This window comes from Shewanella sp. A22 (genome assembly GCF_053850585.1).
In genome coordinates this window covers 1-19,974 of sequence record NZ_JBSQBN010000089.1, presented here as the reverse complement: position 1 = coordinate 19,974, position 19,974 = coordinate 1, and the positions used below count along the sequence as shown (strand labels likewise).

The following is a 19,974-nucleotide window of genomic DNA, read 5'->3' as shown; positions in this document are numbered from 1 at the left end:
TTGAAACCCGCCAGAATGGCGTCTCTCAGGTATTCCACTTCTGTGTTACATCGATTTAAAAGGCAACAACCATTTCTACATCAATGTGCCTTGAATTGAAAAACCTGAGAGACTCTGAACTGACCAGTTATTTAATGAAATTGGTATGACATATCCGTACGCGAAATATTCTCCTATTAACCCTATACCCACTTTGTGTTGCCTCAGCTTGAATGATTAAGCAAGCACCTTATTTACCTTAAATGTTAGCGATCTATTAATCGTATATTTGTGTTATCAAAATGTATGACTGTTCGTGTAATCAGATTAGAGATAGTTTATAATCGTGGCCGCCAAGGGGTGTTTAGTAAAACTGAACTGAGATGTCTGTAAGACGAACCCTTAGAACCTGATCCGGCTTATACCGGCGTAGGAATGGGCCACACTATCTTTATGTGCACCTCTTATTCGCTACTCTTGCCGGATCTCAAAATAATTATTTGAGGTCCTATGTTCACGAAAAAATCTACTGGCTTACACCAAACTCCCATTGCTTTAGCTGTTATTACAGCATTAAGCTCGCCTGTTGCTATGGCTAAAACTGCTGATGTTGAACGGGTAACTCCTGAATATGAAAAAATGGAAGTTATTGTTGTTAACGCTGACTTTAGTAATATCAGCCTTGATAAAATGCCGTCAAGTGTGACGGTTATTGATGCACAGCAACTCGAAGACGAAGGGGCGCAACATTTTGAAGATGTGCTCAATTCTATTGCCAACTTTAACTGGTCTGGTGGCAGTTCTCGTCCTAAATATTTCCAAATTCGTGGTGTTGGTGAACAAGAACAATATCAAGGTGCTCCCAACTCATCCGTAGGCTTTGTGGTCGATGATATCGACTTATCGGGTCTTGGCATGGTGTCAAGCATGTATGACATGCAGCAAGTTGAAGTCTTGCGCGGTCCACAAGGTACCCAATATGGTGCTAATGCGTTAGCCGGATTAATTTACTTAAAAAGTAATGACCCTACAGAATCATTTGAACATGGGGCAAAAGTCAGTTTAGGTGACGACAACCTTCGCACGCTTTCTGGCTTTAGTTCTGGTCCACTTAGTGATTCAGGTAAATTGCTTTACCGAATATCTTTAGAGCAACATAACCAAAATGGTTATCGTGACAACCTTTATCTTAACCGCGATGATACCAATGAACGTGATGAGTTAACGGCGAGGGCTAAGTTCCGTTGGTACGCGACTGATGACTTACAAATCGACTTAACCTTGTTACATGCCAACTTTGATAATGGTTACGATGTATGGACATTAGACAATAATCGCACTAACACCTTAACCGACCAACCGGGTGTTGATACCCAGAAAACCACTGGAGCAGGGGTTAAGTTTATCTACACAGGCGTACAAGCATTTGACTTCACATCGTTAACATCATTTGCGCAAACTGATCATCACTATGCTTATGATGGTGATTGGGCCAACCCGGATTATTGGGCGAGTAAAGCCTGCAGCGTCTATGACGACACCGGTGCTGTTTCGGGTTCTGAACCGTGTGTTTATGACTACACCTGGGACAAAAAGGGCGATCGTAAAACCTTAACTCAAGAATTTCGTTTGTCGTCAAAAACGGCTGGACGTATCTGGGCGGGAACCACTGACTGGTTAGTGGGTGTATACGCGATGAATTTACAAGAAGATAACGACTTGTATTCAGAGTACAACACTTGGCCAGATGAAGTGTTGCAGTCAAATTATGAGGCGACAAACTATGCTGTATTTGGTCAACTAGACAGCCATTTAGGCGATGATTACTTATTATCGACAGGTTTACGCTTCGAACGTCGCGATAGTGATTATAGTGACAGTAATAACGATAACTTTGCCCCATCAGAAGATATGTGGGGAGGCCATATTGCGTTGTCAAAAGCCATTAATGCTAATCATAATGCTTATGCTCGAGTTGCCAGAGGTTATAAAGCCGGTGGTTTTAATATGACATTACCAGCTGAATTGTCTGACAAGAAAGAATTTGATACTGAGATTTTATATAACTATGAAGTCGGTTTGAAATCGAGCTGGTTTGACGGAGAAGTAGATTCTACATTGGCGCTATTTTATATGGATCGCCAAGATCAACAAGTTGCTGCATCTCTACAAGACCCAGATAGCCCGCAGCGATTTATTCTATTTACCGAAAATGCCGGTAGTTCAAGTAACTATGGCGCGGAGCTCGATGCTAAATGGTATGTAACAGAAAACATTGAATTCTATGGTGGTTTTGGTTGGTTAGAAACCGAATACGGCCAATATCAATACAGTGACAAATACGGTACTACCGTCGATTTATCTGGGCGTGACTTAGCGCATTCGCCAAAATTTACTTACAGTGCAGGCATGACCTATGTTGCTGATTCGGGCTGGTTTGCAAACGTTAATGCCAGTGGTAAAAGTCAGTTTTATTATTCTGACAGCAATGAATCTCAGTCAGAAGCCTATACCATTTATAACGCTCGCTTAGGCTATGAAACGCCAACATGGTCGGCATATTTATGGGGCCGCAATTTGTTTGATGAACAATATGGTGTGCGAGGTTTTTATTTTGGCAATGAGCCAGATCAAGACTGGGCTGACAAGCAATATATTCGTTACGGTGACCCTCGCCAAATAGGCGTGACATTAGAAGTTCAATTTATGTAATGACTTAAGGCCGTTGCAACCTATGTTGTAGCGGCTTTTAATAAGGAATAAAAGATGAAGTTAACTGCAGAAATCAGCATGTATCCGTTTAATGAAAACTACCTTGATCCTATTCAATGGTTTATCGGCAGAGTCGATAGTTATGACAATATCCAACGTGTGACTAACGCGATGGCTACCCAAATCTGTGGCGAGTATGCCGATGTGATGTCGATGTTAGCCATTGAAATGCAAGCCGCACATCAAAAATGGGGTAAAGCTGTATTTGTGTGTAAATTTATTGGTGGTGAGCTTGACCTCACACATAGCGAATAATTGTCATGAACGATGTGTTCCTAGCTATCCAACAAGCATTTAGTGAAGCATCACTAATGACATTTTGGGAAGCCACAGCCGTAATGCTTGCATTGGTTTATCTTATTCTTGCTATGAGAACAAATATTTGGTGTTGGTCGGCAGCGTTTCTCAGTACCGCTATTTATACGGTACTTTTTTGGAACGTATCATTATTGATGGAGTCTGTGTTAAATATCTATTACATGGGCATGGCTATTTATGGTTATTGGTTGTGGTTACATGTTCCCCCTGAACAACCGTCACAAGGTCATAATGTAGGTAAGCAACTTAATATTACAAGTTGGTCTTTAGCCACTCACGGTATCGTTATTACTGTGACATCGTTGATGTCGCTTATTGTCGGCTATTTTATGGCTAATAATACGTCAGCGGCGTTTCCTTATGTTGATGCCGCAACGACATGTTTTGCCGTGGTCACAACATATTTAGTGGCAAAAAAAGTGCTGGAAAATTGGCTTTATTGGCTGGTGATAGATGTCGTGTCAATTTATCTTTATTTCCAAAAAGGCCTAATGCTAACGTCGGGTTTATTTGTATTATATGTGGCAATGGCTGTAGCGGGCTATTTAATGTGGCGTAAAAAATATCGTCACACGGTTATTCAACAAGATAAGTTAGATCAACATGTTATTAATGTATAATTGCAATTTTATCATATTGTTCGGTTAGAGAATCAATGTCCTCACCATTACTCACTTTGCCTTGTGATGTCATTAATACAGTGCAGCTAGCAATGCCAGCTGCGCTGTATAAATTGTTATTGTCACAATGTACGGCTGTCACCTTATTGAATGGGGGCTTAAGTAACCAAAATTATTTACTGTCTTGTATCGAAGGTAATAAAGTATTGCGAGTAAATCAATTACACAGTAATTGGTGTGATAGAGACCTAGAAGTCGAATGTTGGCACTTCGCTATTAAGGGCAACGTTGCACCCAAACTTGAATGGGTTAGCGATGACAAACAACTTTATTTAAGTGAGTATATTCCGCAATACCATGGTGATTGGTCTATATTGTCATTTATGTGCGGTCATTTATCTGCCCGACCTTCTGCGATAATGGCCACACCTGCCGTTGATGTTGCCCTACAACTAGAACAACTGTTGTCATCCCTCAGTACATTAACTTTACCCTCTAAAAGTATTAGCGTAAGTGCGCAATGGCAACAATATGCTCGGCAATTAGACTCACTTCGTTTAACCCAAACTCGACCTGAATGGCATCTTGCTTGGCAACAGTTACAGCAGAAGAATGTGCAAATAAAACATTGGTTGACGCAATTAGAATCTTGCCTGTTACAACCTATTTTTTGTCATCGAGATCTAACACCTTACAATTTATTGTTAAGTGGTGAGTCAACAAGTAAGCCCGAGCAAACAAGGTTAGTTTGTATTGATTATGAGTATGCTATTGCAAGTCATCCTTTATTTGATTTGGCCAGTGTGATTGCAACACATCACCTAACGGCAGCGCAAGTTGATCAATTGACCCATAAGATGATTGTGCAATATTGTTGTATAGCCAGTTTAACGGATTTTGCCGCGGCAAAAGCGGCATTACCAGCTGCGATTAATTGTTTTTGGCTATTTTCGGCCATGTGGGCATTATTGATGGCAGCCAAGGAACCTGAGTCTTCCACTCAATCGATGACTAAATACATTAACTATTACAATGAATACATCGCCCTAACTAATTAAACGACGTATATATAGGTTCACTTAACTTTGAGGGATCAATTGTGACCAAAAAAATGTTCGTATTATTGATGTGTACAATATTCTTTGTTGGTTGTTCAACAAAAGTCAGTTATTTCTTTTTAGACTGGGCAATCGAATGGGAAGTTGAAGAATACGTCGATTTAAATCGTGAGCAGCAAGATAAATTTGATCTGGTAGTAGAAGACTTTCTTGTGTGGCACAGGCAAGAAGAATTACCGCGTTATCGGGATCAACTGCAATTATTGTCTATCCAAGCTAATCAACACACGTTAACACCAGCATTATGGCAACAACAAGTGAAGATGGCAAAAGCACATTGGTATCGAATTTTTAATGTTGTCATGCCTGAATTGTTGCAAATTATTGCCAGTTTTGATGACACGCAGGTCCAGCAAGTGCTAACTCAACTTAAGAAAGAACAAAAAGATCTTATTGAAGAATACGCTGGCAAAGATCAAACCGAGCTAGTACAAGATTCAGATAAGCGCATTGAGAAAAGTGTAAAAGAGTGGACTGGCAATGTCACAGATACCCAAAAAAAGATTATTCATCAAGCAAATTCGGAACGTTTAACCACATTAGACATGTGGCTTGAGTATCGCCATGAATGGCTACGCCAATTTGAGCAAGCACTGTTGCGCCGCAGTGAAAATGATTATTTTGTCCAACAAATGACTCAGTTAATGACTGCGCCTGATGAACTTAAATCAACCGTTTATCGTGACAAGTTAGATGAAAATACACATAAATTTGGAGCCATGTTGATTGAGTTAAATGAAAGTTTTAGCGAGAAACAACGAAAACATTTTAACCGTAAATTATCTGAATTAGTTGACGATTTAACTGAACTGCACTTAGATAAATAATCATAGAGTGAAATATTTTACTGATTTAACAGGTCTGTTAATTCACAATTAGGTAAAAGGATGATTTATGCAGGGGTTAATAGGTTTATATCAAACGTTTTTGCTGGTAATAAAACAGTTACAAGGTTTAGCAGCCTTAGGGTTAAGGCTTTATCTTGCACCAGTGCTAATGCAGGCGGGTTACAATAAACTTTCTCATTTTGATGACACCGCTGCATGGTTTGGTAATCCTGATTGGGGTTTAGGATTACCTATGCCTGAAGTGATGACCGCTTTAGCTGCGGGCACGGAACTGTTTGGCGGCATATTATTGTTACTTGGTTTAGCGACACGGTTGATAGCACTGCCGATGATGGTGACGATGTTGGTGGCGGCGTTTGCTGTACATTTACCAAATGGTTGGTTAGCGATTGCAGACCCCAGCTCATGGTTAGCTAATGAACGAGTTCTTGCCTCTGCGGAAAAATTAGCAGAAGTTAAGGCAATATTACAACAACATGGAAATTATGAATGGCTAACCAGTTCGGGTAATGTTGTTATTTTAAATAATGGAATCGAATTTGCCATGACTTATTTTATTATGTTGTTGGCGTTATTTGTGATTGGTGGTGGACGCTATACCAGCGTTGATTACTTTATTGGACGTCGGTTGCTGAAGTCGCCTTGCTCTTAATGCAAATTCCAATAATCATCTTATTGAACACATCAATAATACAATTGGTATATCAGTCTTTTTTTATCGAATAGTTACCAGATAACAACAGATTGAAGTTACGCAGTAAAACCCTAAAAAATCCCACCTAACACGTGGGATTTTTGTTAATATCGGCGATATGGTTTACTCAATAGGAATGAATTTTGGACGCTAAACAATTGTTATTAACTCGCCAGTCTACGCCCCGTTTAGTCGCACCTGCGCCAAATGCAGAACAACTTACTTTTTTACTTGATGCAGCAGCAAGAGTACCAGATCACGGAGCATTAACTCCTTGGGAGTTTATTATTGCAGTTGATGAAGGTTTAGCAAAGCTGGCAGGTATTTTTGTTGATGCAGCAAAGCAGCAAGGCGCTGACGAAGCGTTTTTAACTAAAGTTGGCAATATGCCATATCGGGCACCAATGGTGATTACTATTGTTGCTAAAATTCAAGTTCACGACAAAGTACCAGCTTTAGAACAGCACATCGCCGCAGGTTGCGCCACAATGGCGATGCAGCAAGCTGCGTTTTCGTTGGGTTTAGGTGCGGTATGGCGTACTGGTGATTTTGCTTTTGATGCTAATGTGAATAACGCATTAGGATTAGCCGCAGACGATCAAATTGTGGGTTTTTTATATGTTGGCACCCCAGCAGTGCTCGCTCCCACTAAACCGCTTAAAAGTGGTCAGCAATTTGCGCGATATTTGTAAGCATTGCAAGGTTGGGGTTATGACCAATGGCCTGCGGCCACGACATTGGTGGCCGTAGGCCATAAGTACAAAGTAAAACAACAGCTGTAACCCAGTTTAAAAGCATTACCGGGACGACGAGAAAGGGGTTAACAAGCTCTTGTTCAATAATGTATTAAGAAACAATCAGACTTTATTCACTGAACTTCAAACCAAAGCTCTAAAAAAATCTATTCATAGAATTCGAGTGGGATAAGGTTTTGATATACATAATAGCCGAGTGGCCCCATCAACAAACTTATCATTGACCATACAATTCGTTGTCGATTTTTAATATGAGCTTTAGAGGTAATCGCTCGATAACAAAAGTGAATATGTAAAATCAGCAATGCAATTAGCATTAATGCTAATGTAATATCCATATTATTCATGTCATGTTCCTTTGCGTGTTAGCAATGACTTAGTTAAGTGTAACGTTAATTTTAGACGCCGTAAAAAATAACCGAAGATTCAGTTAAGAAGCTACTTATTTACACTGGATAATTTACTGTAAATTAAAACAGAATAATAGCCAGTAAATTATTCAATATCGATCATTCTTTAGTGTTACATAAAGGTATTATCTTTACATTATCTTGTTGCAAATGTTTGAACTTAATCATATTTTGTTCTGGTAACCACAGTGGGTATTTCTCCATTACGGCTGCAAAAAGTGAGCTATTAACCAAGGTGTTTAACCAAATACTGACTTGTGGGTACGGCAATGTGTTAAACCAATTCGGTTCGACATTAGCGAATTGGCGAATAAACGGAAAAATGGCGAAATCAGCTAAAGTCGGGCTATTGCAACATAAATAACGACGTTGCTGTAATTGTGTTTCCAGTAATTGGATAAATTGTTCAGCTTGTTGTCTGTACCAAATTTGGCTTTGTTCAGGAAATCTGTCGGCATATTTGTATTTGTCTAACCAGGGTTTAAAGTCATTATCGTTAGCGTGTATCAATGTTAATGTTTGTGGTTGGGTCAATTCAGCAAGCAATTGCTGGTAAGCTGTTGTTGTTAACCATGGCGAGTTGATATCTGGGTGTTGGCTGAGTGCAAACTGCATAATTTCAAGGCTTTCAGCAATAACCTGCCCATTTTCGGTGAGTAATATCGGTACAGTGCCTTTTGCCGATATTGCAAGCATTTCTTTTGGCTTATTTTTTAACTCTATTTCTCGAACGTAAGGATCGAGCATGCTTAAGTGCAAACCTATTCTGGCTCGCATGGCATAGGGACAGCGTCGAAAGTTATATAAAATGGTTGAATCCATTAATTTATTACCCCAATCATTGGTTTATACCCATCACATTAACTTATACCAATCTCATTAAATATCTGGTCAGTTCAGAGTCTCTCAGGTTTTTTAATTCAAGGCACATTGATGTAGAAATGGTTGTTGCCTTTTAAATCGATGTAACACAGAAGTGGAATACCTGAGAGACTCCATTCTGGCGGGTTTCAAAGTCCTTTATGCTTCGTTAGATGCTTTCAAAATACCACTGCATGGTCTATTTTTTTCCATAAAAAATAAGACATTGCCACCATCCATGGCGGTCAGATACTGGAGGTAGAGTAACGCAGGAGCTTGTTACCGAGGATCACTATTCGCTTTAATCATCTGCCTTGCCTACAGCACTTTGAACTCCCGCTGAAAGATCACATATTTAATAGGATTGGTATTATTTGTACAAAGTGCCTCATGCTTTTTAGTTCAAGGCACATTAAGTTGCTCTCTTTTCATTAGTGCCGCGCAGTAGAAGAGTGTTTGAGACGTTTGCTTCGGTCGGGTTTCAAATCACCTTAACTTGTGTAGACCTGCTTGATGTAATGTTAACGATGATTGACGTCTTCATCTTGATTAATGCCATTTATACGTCCGTTTATGACCCGATCATTATTGGAATTGAATAACATTGCAAACGCTGAATGCGCTTAAAAACTGCATTATAATCGTAATATTAAATCAAAACGAATTATTACGTGTTATAAAACTGTGATTTAGGTATAATTTGCGCCGTTTTTTAGCGCTAGCGCATGGTGCGCTAACCTTTATATGCACTGGAAATTAAGTTCCAGCCAGCGGAGTCAATTGTTATGCAAGATCTTAAGCAAGAATCTATGTACAAAACTCAACAAGCTCAAATTGTTGTGTGTGCATTATATAAATTTGTAGCGTTACCTCAATTTGAAGCGGTTCGCCAGCCACTACTTTGTGTCATGGAGCAAAATGACATTAAAGGGACCTTATTACTTGCTCAAGAAGGCATTAATGGCACCGTTGCAGGTAGGGCATCTGCAGTTAACAACTTACTGGCTTGGTTGGGCACTCAACCAGGGTTAGACAATATTGTCACTAAACTGTCTTTTGACGATGAAATGCCGTTTTACCGCACCAAAGTGAAGCTAAAAAAAGAAATCGTTACTATGGGGGTTGAAGGTGTTGATCCACGTAAAGTCGTGGGAACTTATGTCAAGCCAAAGGATTGGAATGCATTAATTTCTGATCCTGACGTAGTATTGGTCGATACGCGTAATGATTATGAAGTTAAAATTGGTACTTTTAAAAACGCGGTCAATCCAGTTACAGAGACATTTCGCGAGTTTCCTGAATACGTAAAACAAAATTTAGACCCAGCCAAACATAAAAAAGTAGCGATGTTTTGCACTGGTGGTATTCGTTGTGAAAAATCAACTGCATATTTAAAAGAGCAGGGCTTTGATGAGGTTTATCACCTTGAAGGAGGTATTTTAAAATACCTCGAAGAGGTTGAACAAGAACAAAGCTTATGGGAAGGTGAATGCTTTGTGTTTGATAACCGTGTAGCGGTAAATCACAGCCTTGAGAAAGGACAGTACGATCAATGTAATGCTTGTCGTATGCCTATTACTGAAGCAGAAAAGCAAACTGAAGCTTATGTTCAAGGTGTCAGCTGTCCTCATTGCATTGATAAAGTGCCGCAAGAACAACGTCAGCGGTTTATTGAGCGTGAACGTCAAGTACAATTAGCTAAACAACGCGGTGAAGCGCATATTGGCAGCGATGTAAAACAAGTCATTGATGCTCGCCGCCAACAAAAAGAAGCTCAGCGTAAAGCACAAGAAAAAGTACACAGCAAAGGGTAGCATTAATTACTTATTGAATAATATTATTTCAAATAGGCTATTCATTAGGAATAATTTATTAAAAACGTAAATTTATTCCTAATGTTAGCAATCTTTTCTGTTCTTGTTCTAAGTCTCGGCAGAGTAGGTCATTTTGAAAGTATTGATTATTTGATAGTGATAAAGTCACCGTTTGTTCATCAACAATTACTGTAATGAGCTCAATACTGTTCCCCATTCTACCAATGTTGAGCACCATCGCCAGCCTAAAAATAACCAATAATCGGATCAATAATGTTTGTTCATCTTGATCTAGTTGCGCGATAGAATCGATATCTATTCGTTTTCGTTGATTGGTTACTAATAAAGCCAGAAGGTGCTGTTGTTGCTGATTAAAACCGGGAAGATCGCTTTTTTCAATAATGTATCCGCCATGCTTCTGGTGAGCCCGCGAATTAATTTGAATACCAATTTCATGTAAGGTTGCAGCATCGTTAAGTAACCACAAATAGTTGTCGATTTTCCATTTTGATGCAACTTGTGGATATAGATGTTTGATTGAGTTGATCACATTGTTCGCTTGTACAGGGTCAATATGATAAAGCTTAGCTAAGCTGTTGATGGTGTGTTGTTTAACTCCTTCTCGTTGTTCTATGTGTGACAACTCATATAGCACACCTTCTCGTAATGCCCCTTGGGCAATCTGCATCTGATGTATAGATAATCGTTTAAAAAAACTGATCAAAATACTCAATCCTGATGCTAATAGGGGGATCCGTTTAGGGTCTAGGTATTCGAGCTGTATTTGGTCAATGTGGGAAACATTAATTAGGTAGCGTTTTAATTTATTTAAATTGTCTAAGTTTAATGCCTGCGGTTCATCCCCTAAGCTATTCAATGCATCTGATATTGCTTTAACCGTACCAGAACTACCTAATACCAATTGCCAGTGAGGTTTAAAGTAGGCATTGCTGAGTTGTGAAAATTGTTTGTCTGCGGCACTTTGAGCTGCTTTAAAATGTTCTTTGGTTAATTCACCTGAAGCAAAATAACGTTGATTATAGCTGATACAACCGCATTTTAAACTGGCTAAGTGGATAGGAGAATTGAATTTTCCTACTATCAACTCAGTAGAACCTCCGCCAATATCAATAACCAAGTTTTGCGCCGTTAAGGTTTGGCTGTGTGCAATACCATTATAAATAAGTCGCGCTTCTTCATGACCAGAAACTATCTCAATGGGATAAGGAATAATATTTAACGCAGCTTTAATAAATTGTTGGTAATTAGTTGCGACACGCAAAGTGTGCGTCGCAACGAGTCTTACTCGAGTTTGTTCAAGCTCAGAAAAACGTTGATTAAACTCAGTTAAGCAAGCTAAACCACGCTCGATGGCTGCATCGTCAAGCGAGCCATCATCCTGAAGCCCTTTAGCTAATTGGACTTGACGTTTTTCTTTATGCAGAATTTGGATTATGCCATGCTGCTCACGGGCAATAACCAAATGAAAGCTATTAGATCCCATATCGATAGCAACAAAATGCAGAGATGGTTGTGTGGATGACACCTATTTTTAAGCCTTTTTTTGTGATTTTTGTTCAAGCCATTCGATTTCTGAATTGGCATTATGGTCGGTCTTTTTTTGCGCTATCTTAGTTTCATATTGAGATAAATATTGATGTATTGCAATCTGACTTCGCACTTTTCGCTTATTGCCTCTGGGCTTGTATTGATTATCCTGATACTGATTAATCACCCGCGATTTAGTATTATCACTAAATTGAATCTGCAAAATATCCATTACCATCTTTTTTAATTTAACATCATAGATCGGCGTGCACACTTCAATGCGCTCATCTAGATTTCGGCTCATCCAGTCAGATGAACCTATATACAATTTTTCTGTTCCACCAGCATGAAATAACATCACCCGAGAATGTTCTAAAAAACGATCAACAATACTAAATACTTGAATATTATCACTTACACCATCCATTTGTGGTAATAAACTACACATGCCACGGATCAACAATTTAATAGTGACTCCAGCTTGTGATGCTTCATACAGTTTGTTAACCATAATCTCATCAACTAAGTTGTTAAGTTTTAGAGTAATTGATGCAGGTTTATTTTGTTTGGCAAATTGAATTTCTTTGTCGATTAACTCAATCCAGCGTTGACGAGAATTAAACGGAGAAACAATGAGGTGCTCAAAATTGTCTTTGTGATATGGCCGTTTAAGTAAATCAAATACTTGTTTAACTTCTTGAGTAATCTGTTGATCTGCAGTGAACAGTGAGAAGTCGGTATAAAATCGAGCCGTGCCTTCATTGAAATTGCCTGAGCCAATATGAGCGTAAAGCACCGTCTTATTATTTTCTTTACGCGAAATAAGACACAGTTTGGAATGCACTTTTAAACTGGGGATACCATGATGTACTTTTACGCCCCCCTCGGTTAAGCGTACAGTCCAGTCAATATTGGATTGTTCATCAAAACGGGCGAGAAGCTCGATTACTGCTGTGACACGCTTGCCATTTTTAACTGCATCAATTAACGATTGCATAATATGACTGTTTTTTGCCACTCGATATAAATTAATTTTAATAGCTGTCACTTCAGGGTCATAAGCGGCTTGACGCACTAGTTCGGTAAAATGAGAAAACTTATGATACGGATAGTTAAGTAAAATATCGTGTTGACGGATAGCTTCAAAATTATTTGAGCTGCCCTTAAACTGTGCGCTAGTTAATGCAGGCATTTTGTCATTTAGTAGCTTTTTGCGCCCAAGATTAGGGAAATTAATAAAGTCTTTAAAACTGTGATAACGGCCACCAGGTATTAGGCACTCAGTTGAACTGATGTTAAGTTGTTTTTTTAACATGTTGAGCATGTGTTGAGGCATTTCACGATCAAACACAAGTCTAACGGGTTGAGCATATAAACGCTTTTTAAGACCATTAGACATCTGTTCTAATTGAGTTTTTTCAAGTTCAATTGAAATGTCAAAGTCAGCATCTCTGGTCATTTTCATTGAGAATACTTCAATGTTGTCGTATTCAAAAAAGGGTTTAAATAACTGATCTATACAATGGCGAATGATATTGTCTAATAGAATAAGGTGACGGATTTTGGTCTTCTTTTCTGAAGGCAACTCGATAAAACGTGCAATATTAACCGTAGGAATTTCAACAAAAGCATATTGTTTGTCACCACCGAAGTGTAAACAAACACATAAATAAGTGGCGTCATCATTAATGTTTTTGATTAGTTCACTGTGTTTAACTAATACAAATGGAGCAATATGGCGCATTAAATTATCGTTAAAGTATTTACGTAACCAATGGCTGTGAAATTCATGAAGTTGTAATTCATTAACCAAAAAAATGTTACAACGAGCTAGTTCTTTCATTAGATCGATATAGATAGCATCGAATCGTTCTTGTAAATGGATGACTTTTTGTTGAATTTGATCTAATAAATTTCTGCTTGCATTGGATTCATCAGAAAGGCTTGCCAATAATGTAGATCGTCGGACTGAGGCCACTCGGACTTTAAAAAACTCGTCCATATTACTAGAAAAAATACCTAAAAATCGAACTCGCTCAATCAGTGGCACATTTTTGTCATAAGCTTCTTGTAGAACTCGCTCATTAAAAGATAACCATGATAACTCTTTATCGATATATAGATGATTAGTATTAGTAGTCACAATTTTCCCTATAGAATCAATGGTTGTAACATATTGAGTAGCCGTATATTTAATCGCTATTTTAAGAGAGATAATTAGCTTTCAGTTCTATTTTAAATGGCTTTGATGACAGAAATATTTATTGGCATAAAATGGTACCGTTTTAAAACCGTGATAAATGGTTTAGCAAGTAGCATTTGTGTGTTACTTTTAGCGTTTTTTTTTGATGAAATGACTGAAGGTAAATCAATGTTTGTTGGATTTGATTATGGAAGTGCTAACTGTGCAATAGGGGTGATGATTGATGATGAGGTAACCTTACTGCCTTTATCCAATCATTCCAATTTTATGCCTTCAACCTTATATGCAATGGACAGAGAGCTGATTGCCGAAGCGGTATACCAAGGATTACCTGATCACTTAACAGCAGAGTATTCTCATTTGCGCAGTTCGCAGTTAATGCGAGCAAAACAAATGCGTCATGAGCTTGATTTATTACCAAATGAGCAAGCGGTGTTTGTTGGCCAAGCCGCTATTGATGCTTACTTAGAAATGCCAGAAGAAGGGTTTTATGTCCGTTCACCAAAATCATTTTTAGGTGCCAACGGCTTACGACCTGATCAAATCGGCTTGTTTGAAGATATCGTCACATTAATGATGCAGCACGTTAAAACCTCGGCCGATAAAGCACTGCATGCTAAGTCTCTGACCGCAGCATCTCATGCCGTGATAGGTAGACCTGTCAACTTTCAGGGCATAGGTGGTGAAGAGAGTAACCGCCAAGCAGAAGCTATTTTACGTCTTGCAGCTTCTCGAGCGGGTTTTACCGAAGTGACCTTCTTATTTGAACCATTAGCAGCTGGAATGGATTTTGAAGCCAATCTTGATGCCGACAATACTGTACTCGTTGTCGATGTTGGCGGTGGTACCACAGATTGTTCTGTCGTAAAAATGGGACCATCGCACATTAAGCAACAAGATCGCAGTTCAGATTGCTTTGGTCATTCAGGTCAACGTATTGGCGGTAATGATTTAGATATCGCATTAGCGATGACGGGATTAATGCCAAGCTTTGGCGCTGATACTTTAATGATAAATGGCAAGCCGACACCTAGAGCTCCTTTTTGGAATGCGGTAGCGGTAAACGACATTAGTGCCCAACGTGAATTTGTCAGTTTAGCGTCGCGCAAGTTAGTCGAGTTGTTAATTAAAGAAGCGCAACAACCGGAGCTGTTGGTCCGTTTACAAAAAGTACAAAAAAATCAAATGAGTTATCAAGTTGTACGCCAAGCTGAAGCGGCCAAAATTAGCTTGTCAGACAACGATAGCACCCAATGCGCATTAGATTTCATTGAAAAAGGATTGCTTGTACCATTAACTGCGGCACAATTTGAACAAGCCATTAATGAACCGCTTAATAAAGTAGAAGCTTTGATGCAGCAAGCGATACAAACAGCTATCACCAAAGCAGAACAACAAGATTGTGATATGCCAAGTACTCCTGATATTGTTTATGTCACTGGCGGTACAGCTCGAAGCCCTGCGATATATAACAGAATTGCTAGTGTGTATCCAAATGCAAAAGTGGTGGTGGGTGACCATTTTGGTTCGGTAACTGCTGGGCTAACACGCTGTGCTCAAACTGCCTTTAACTTATTAACATAGCTATTAATCAACAAGGTTAACCACATTAACGATATAGATATGAGTTAGCATGATGATAAGTGATAAATGATAGTGATATGAATTTGTGGCGATGATGTCGACATCAGCAGTTTAGGCCTATTTACTACGTAAAGAATACCAATAAAGCAGATAATGAAAGACATAACATTAATGATGTGGCTTTAATGGCATTGCTCGAAACTTTATATACTAATCCTATTTTTCGATAATAAACGTTCAACACGACAAGGTGTTACCGATGAAAAAAATACTAATTGCGCTATGTTTAACGACACTGCTTACTGCCTGCTCTGACAACGAAGTCGGTGATGTTTCACTTGGAATGTTTACTACACAAGACATAAAACTAAACATTTTAAAAGATGAAATAGTATCAGGTGTCACGTGTCACATTGCCTCAATAGAAGAAAACCTCAGTTTTTCAGATCCAAGTGATAGTTCTATCTCTTGCAGGCAAACGGGTGAAATCACCAAAGATATGATTGCAAAAATAGATAAGAGTAAATCTGGTGAGGTTGTATTTAAAAAATCAAAAAGCATATTTTTTAAGACAATGAAAATTAGAAGAATATTCGATGCTGAAAATCAAACATTAATGTATGTGTCATACTCTACCAAAGAAACATCGGGAAGCTTTAAACACAGTCTTTCGACGGTTCCACTTTGGGGAACCAAGGCTTATATTGAGCCAACACCAGCTCAATAAAGCCAAAGATCGCGCCCAGGCTCAGGGCGTCTGCGTGGATTATCTGCTATCTCGTCATACTGAAGGTGGTATGGAAAGATGCGCGGGAAGAACCTATTAATTCAGTGGATTGAGTCAGCTAATTTAGATATTTAACCAGCAATGAATAATAATTACATCGCTGGTTGTTAGAGATAATATTAAGCAGATATTTATTAAATATCATATTTCGGCTGGGTAATATGACAACAATATAAACTCATTTATGGTTTACTCTGAACGTTCAAGAGACCGCCATCTTATCGTTAATTCAAAAATCCATGTTATTGCTTCACCTGCGACTAATTGGTGTTGAATAACAAAATTGTTGTAAACGGCACAAAATATTGGTGAAGGCTTAGCATTATTATTCTAAGTCCTTTCTGTCCCAAAGTTTGCTAGCACTTGTTTAGAGTATCGAAAACAGACGAACGAGTTGCCCTACAAAAAATCTCATCTATTTGTCTAATGTTTGGCTCTACCGTAAAGCGACTAACAATGCATGGGTATTTTTCCGGATGGTGTATTTGATGAAAAGCTGATAAGTTCTTTTCATACAAATAGTTAACTGTGCGTGTTTTCACTAGTCTAATGTGATAAACGCGTAAACGCACCAATAAAACTATACACACTAATAAAACGTCATGTTTACAATCATTTATTCAACACGGAGGTTACTATGACTAATATAATTTCAGGTAGTTGCTGCTGTGGCGACGTAGAATTTACACTAGAAGATAACTTCAGTAATTTTTTCTTTTGTCATTGTGAACAATGTAGAAAATTAACAGGTACTGCACACGCCTCTAATTTATTCACTTCACCTGATAATATAAATTGGATTAAAGGTGTTGAAAAAATAAAACGCTATGATCATCCAGAACGTTCTTTTTCGAAATCCTTCTGTGAAAATTGTGCGTCTGGCTTACCGTTTATCTCGCAAAGTGGTAAATCTTTAATTGTTCCTGCTGGCAGTTTAAATGGAGAGCCATCAATAAAACTAGACGCACAAATATTTTGCTCGGAGCAGACTGAATGGCACAAAGAAGGTTTACAAGTCGCTAAAATTTCAGGCTTTCCAAAGTAAACATAATAAGGAATTTAAACAAAAAATTAATGAACAGACCAAATTAACATGGCCATGTATGGACGCTCCCGGTGAGTCAAGATAACGATTTAAAAATGGGTGGCATGCTTAATCGTTTGGTGGCTATGTATTTTGGTAAACGACGACAAGGTGCAGTCAACTGCCAGCGCTGGTTGTGCGCCTAAGCAATCATTTCTTAATCGCAGAAAACCATCTTTCACTTGATTGATATCAAGCTTTTCTGCTGTGTTGAATTTAGCTTATGAGTCATTTAATGGCAATTGAGTCCACATTTGTTAAATCACTCGGTTGAATCTGTTTGTTTAGAAAATGATAGCAGGTGTTGGCAACTCAAACAGAAAGGGGTTATGTTGTTACTTCAAAAATGGGTGGCTATGTATTTTCTTCGGTGACAGGAACGGAGAGTTCAATCCGGACAGGGATTCTGCTTTCGATGATGTAATGTCACAAATTAGTGGAACTCGATAGTGGAGTCGGTAAGTTAAATCTAATAAACAGTCGTTTACCTATTTCGATCCCAGAGATAATATAGTTAAGAATTATCAATTAAGGAATGTTACATGAGCAACTTACTGACGCTTAAAACAATAAATGAGATCAAAGATGAGAGCTTTTATATACCCTCTTATCAAAGAGGGTATAGATGGACTCCAAAAGAAGTTCAAGACCTGTTAGATGATATTTCAGAGTTTAAGCCTAGGTTTGTTGATGAAACAGACAATAAAACATGGTATTGTTTACAACCTATTGTTGTGAAAAAAAAAGATGATGGACAATATGAAGTCATTGATGGTCAGCAGCGGCTGACAACAATCTATTTAATACTTAAGTTTTTAAGTAGTCGATTTCGTGAACCTAAAAAACTATTTCATTTAAACTATGAAACAAGAGAGAATTCATCTTCCTTTTTGATAAATTTACAACAAGATGACAGTGATAATAGCAATGTTGATTTCTATTATATATCTGAAGCATATCGTACAATTTGTGAGTGGTTTTCTCGGCCAAATTTCAATATTAATGATTTTGAATCAAAATTTGAGTTTGAATCAAAAGTTATATGGTATGAAGGAAATGAAGATGACTCCATTTCTGTATTTACGAGAATAAACATAGGGAAAATACCTTTAACAAACTCTGAACTTATTAAAGCTCTATTTTTAAACAGCTCAAATTTCGATAAAAATAAATCAGATAAAATAAGGCTTAAACAATTAGAGATATCAACAGAGTGGGATAATATTGAACATTCATTGCAAAATAATAGGTTTTGGTATTTTTTAAATGGTACAAATATAGCAACCAATCGAATTGAGTTTATTTTTGACCTAATGAATAGTGAAAAAGATCCTACAGACAACTATTCTACGTTTAGATTTTTTAATAAAAAATTCCTTAATAAAAACCAAGAAACAATTGAAGTCAACTGGTTAGAAATTAAGAGATACTTTCAGAGATTTCAAGAGTGGTTTGAAGAAAGAGAGTTATACCACAAAATTGGGTACTTAATAGCGGTTGATGTTATTACAATAAAAGAATTATATAAAAAATCTGCTTTACTAACAAAACGTGAATTTCGTTTTCTATTGGATAACGAAATAAAACAAGATCTTAACAATGTATACCTAGAAGAACTTCAATACGGTGATAAAAAACTAAAGTCTGTATTACTTCTTTATAACGTATTAACAATGCTAAATAATAAAAATGATAATTCATATTTTCCATTTGATATTTTTAAAAGAGAAAAATGGGATATTGAGCATATAACGTCAATTACCGATGCAATACCTTCTAAAAAACAAGAATGGCTGAATGATGCTAAGGTATTCATTGATATTACAGCAGAAGGAGGCAGCGAACTAAAAGAAGTAGCTGATAAATCTGATTGTAGTAATGATGAAGAATTTGAAGAGTTGTTCACGAGTATAGTCGCTCATTTTAACTATCATTTGAAAGATAGTGATATTAATGACATATCAAACTTAACACTACTCGACTCCGAAACGAATCGAGGTTATAAAAATGCAGTTTTTCCTCTAAAAAGAAAAACAATTATAGACAGAGAGAAAAGTGGTACTTTCATCCCTATTTGTACTAAAAATGTTTTTTTAAAATACTTTAGCTCATACCCTCCTAAAATTTCATTTTGGACTCAAGAAGATAGAGAGAATTACTATGAAGATTTAGAAGTTGTTCTTAGTAATTACATTAAAAAGGAATTGTAAATGATCGAAGTTAAGCATCAAGGTGAAGTATTAAGTTTTTGGGAACTTTTGAATTTACATAAAATTGAGATTCCAATTATCCAAAGAGACTATGCACAAGGGCGAGAAGATAAAAAAGAAATTAGAGAGAATTTCTTAGGCGCTTTATTTGAGAGTGTAAACGAAAATAAGCCTATAAAGCTTGATTTTATTTATGGAAATCTTGAACAAAATGTATCACACCCTTTAGATGGTCAGCAAAGACAGGGCTACCGCATGAGTGTTTGATTTTTAACCGAACTACTCAATCCAGCCTTTAATACTGCTTCAAGCATCGATGGATTCATCATGCATCGCTTTTGTTTTCCAACAATGCTTATCTTGGTCGAC

General features: G+C 37.7%; 17 protein-coding genes and 1 riboswitch. Of the genes, 13 read left to right on the top strand and 4 right to left on the bottom strand.

What is annotated here, in order from left to right; all coding sequences use genetic code 11:
* Nucleotides 1-325 precede the first annotated feature (325 nt).
* Nucleotides 326-432, top strand: a riboswitch (TPP riboswitch).
* 57 nt (nt 433-489) lie between these two features.
* From ACWXWT_RS14875 to ACWXWT_RS14845, 7 genes are all read left to right on the top strand, one after another.
* Nucleotides 490-2,691 (top strand): TonB-dependent receptor, encoded by a 2,202-nt coding sequence (locus tag ACWXWT_RS14875; protein ID WP_456042359.1) that lies wholly within the window; start codon nt 490-492, stop codon nt 2,689-2,691.
* A 54-nt stretch (nt 2,692-2,745) separates the two neighbouring features.
* On the top strand, nt 2,746-3,006 hold the full coding sequence (locus ACWXWT_RS14870) for a YkoF family thiamine/hydroxymethylpyrimidine-binding protein (protein WP_456042358.1): 261 nt from the start codon (nt 2,746-2,748) through the stop codon (nt 3,004-3,006).
* 5 nt (nt 3,007-3,011) lie between these two features.
* Nucleotides 3,012-3,689: a nicotinamide riboside transporter PnuC gene (gene pnuC, locus ACWXWT_RS14865; RefSeq protein ID WP_456042357.1), complete on the top strand. Its 678-nt coding sequence runs from the start codon at nt 3,012-3,014 to the stop codon at nt 3,687-3,689.
* A gap of 35 nt (nt 3,690-3,724) precedes the next feature.
* A complete protein-coding gene (locus ACWXWT_RS14860) occupies nt 3,725-4,747 on the top strand; it encodes a phosphotransferase (protein WP_456042356.1) in 1,023 nt (340 codons plus the stop codon).
* A 41-nt stretch (nt 4,748-4,788) separates the two neighbouring features.
* Entirely contained in the window at nt 4,789-5,634 is an 846-nt protein-coding gene (locus ACWXWT_RS14855; protein ID WP_456042355.1) for a DUF6279 family lipoprotein, read from the top strand.
* Between the two features lie 67 nt (nt 5,635-5,701).
* A complete protein-coding gene (locus ACWXWT_RS14850; RefSeq protein WP_456042354.1) occupies nt 5,702-6,307 on the top strand; it encodes an HvfX family Cu-binding RiPP maturation protein in 606 nt (201 codons plus the stop codon).
* 185 nt (nt 6,308-6,492) lie between these two features.
* Complete coding sequence (locus tag ACWXWT_RS14845; protein WP_456042353.1) at nt 6,493-7,041, top strand: NAD(P)H nitroreductase; 549 nt, start codon at nt 6,493-6,495, stop codon at nt 7,039-7,041.
* Between the two features lie 209 nt (nt 7,042-7,250).
* On the opposite strand, the gene ACWXWT_RS14840 is transcribed toward ACWXWT_RS14845, so the two are convergent.
* The gene (locus ACWXWT_RS14840) at nt 7,251-7,451 is read right to left on the bottom strand and encodes a hypothetical protein (protein WP_456042352.1); all 201 of its coding nucleotides are present in this window, start codon (nt 7,449-7,451) and stop codon (nt 7,251-7,253) included.
* A 162-nt stretch (nt 7,452-7,613) separates the two neighbouring features.
* Nucleotides 7,614-8,336 (bottom strand): glutathione S-transferase, encoded by a 723-nt coding sequence (locus ACWXWT_RS14835; protein WP_456042351.1) that lies wholly within the window; start codon nt 8,334-8,336, stop codon nt 7,614-7,616.
* Between the two features lie 848 nt (nt 8,337-9,184).
* On the opposite strand from ACWXWT_RS14835, the gene trhO reads away from it, so the two are divergent.
* Complete coding sequence (gene trhO, locus ACWXWT_RS14830) at nt 9,185-10,189, top strand: oxygen-dependent tRNA uridine(34) hydroxylase TrhO (protein ID WP_456042361.1); 1,005 nt, start codon at nt 9,185-9,187, stop codon at nt 10,187-10,189.
* 58 nt (nt 10,190-10,247) lie between these two features.
* Here trhO and ACWXWT_RS14825 read toward each other — a convergent pair whose 3' ends face one another.
* Complete coding sequence (locus ACWXWT_RS14825; protein WP_456042350.1) at nt 10,248-11,735, bottom strand: Ppx/GppA phosphatase family protein; 1,488 nt, start codon at nt 11,733-11,735, stop codon at nt 10,248-10,250.
* Between the two features lie 6 nt (nt 11,736-11,741).
* Entirely contained in the window at nt 11,742-13,880 is a 2,139-nt protein-coding gene (gene ppk1, locus ACWXWT_RS14820; RefSeq protein ID WP_456042349.1) for a polyphosphate kinase 1, read from the bottom strand.
* A gap of 228 nt (nt 13,881-14,108) precedes the next feature.
* Here ppk1 and yegD point away from each other — a divergent pair, with 228 nt between their 5' ends.
* The 5 genes from yegD (at nt 14,109) to ACWXWT_RS14795 (ending at nt 19,872) form a co-directional block, all read left to right on the top strand.
* Nucleotides 14,109-15,524 carry a molecular chaperone gene (yegD, locus tag ACWXWT_RS14815; RefSeq protein ID WP_456042360.1) on the top strand — a complete coding sequence of 472 codons (1,416 nt, stop codon included), beginning with the start codon at nt 14,109-14,111 and terminating at the stop codon, nt 15,522-15,524.
* Nucleotides 15,525-15,783: 259 nt separating this feature from the next.
* Entirely contained in the window at nt 15,784-16,251 is a 468-nt protein-coding gene (locus ACWXWT_RS14810; RefSeq protein WP_456042348.1) for a CreA family protein, read from the top strand.
* Nucleotides 16,252-16,948: 697 nt separating this feature from the next.
* Nucleotides 16,949-17,356, top strand: coding sequence for a GFA family protein (locus ACWXWT_RS14805; RefSeq protein ID WP_456042347.1), 408 nt, complete (start codon nt 16,949-16,951; stop codon nt 17,354-17,356).
* A 581-nt stretch (nt 17,357-17,937) separates the two neighbouring features.
* Nucleotides 17,938-19,605 (top strand): DUF262 domain-containing protein, encoded by a 1,668-nt coding sequence (locus tag ACWXWT_RS14800; protein WP_456042346.1) that lies wholly within the window; start codon nt 17,938-17,940, stop codon nt 19,603-19,605.
* Nucleotides 19,606-19,872, top strand: coding sequence for a DUF262 domain-containing protein (locus tag ACWXWT_RS14795; RefSeq protein WP_456042345.1), 267 nt, complete (start codon nt 19,606-19,608; stop codon nt 19,870-19,872).
* Nucleotides 19,873-19,974 lie beyond the last annotated feature (102 nt).

Coding starts and splice junctions, on each gene's coding strand:
- ACWXWT_RS14875 (WP_456042359.1), top strand. CDS start 490: ATGTTCACGAAAAAATCTACTGGCTTACACCAAACTCCCATTGCTTTA.
- ACWXWT_RS14870 (WP_456042358.1), top strand. CDS start 2,746: ATGAAGTTAACTGCAGAAATCAGCATGTATCCGTTTAATGAAAACTAC.
- pnuC (WP_456042357.1), top strand. CDS start 3,012: ATGAACGATGTGTTCCTAGCTATCCAACAAGCATTTAGTGAAGCATCA.
- ACWXWT_RS14860 (WP_456042356.1), top strand. CDS start 3,725: ATGTCCTCACCATTACTCACTTTGCCTTGTGATGTCATTAATACAGTG.
- ACWXWT_RS14850 (WP_456042354.1), top strand. CDS start 5,702: ATGCAGGGGTTAATAGGTTTATATCAAACGTTTTTGCTGGTAATAAAA.
- ACWXWT_RS14840 (WP_456042352.1), bottom strand. CDS start 7,451: ATGAATAATATGGATATTACATTAGCATTAATGCTAATTGCATTGCTG.
- ACWXWT_RS14835 (WP_456042351.1), bottom strand. CDS start 8,336: ATGGATTCAACCATTTTATATAACTTTCGACGCTGTCCCTATGCCATG.
- trhO (WP_456042361.1), top strand. CDS start 9,185: ATGTACAAAACTCAACAAGCTCAAATTGTTGTGTGTGCATTATATAAA.
- yegD (WP_456042360.1), top strand. CDS start 14,109: ATGTTTGTTGGATTTGATTATGGAAGTGCTAACTGTGCAATAGGGGTG.
- ACWXWT_RS14810 (WP_456042348.1), top strand. CDS start 15,784: ATGAAAAAAATACTAATTGCGCTATGTTTAACGACACTGCTTACTGCC.
- ACWXWT_RS14805 (WP_456042347.1), top strand. CDS start 16,949: ATGACTAATATAATTTCAGGTAGTTGCTGCTGTGGCGACGTAGAATTT.
- ACWXWT_RS14800 (WP_456042346.1), top strand. CDS start 17,938: ATGAGCAACTTACTGACGCTTAAAACAATAAATGAGATCAAAGATGAG.
- ACWXWT_RS14795 (WP_456042345.1), top strand. CDS start 19,606: ATGATCGAAGTTAAGCATCAAGGTGAAGTATTAAGTTTTTGGGAACTT.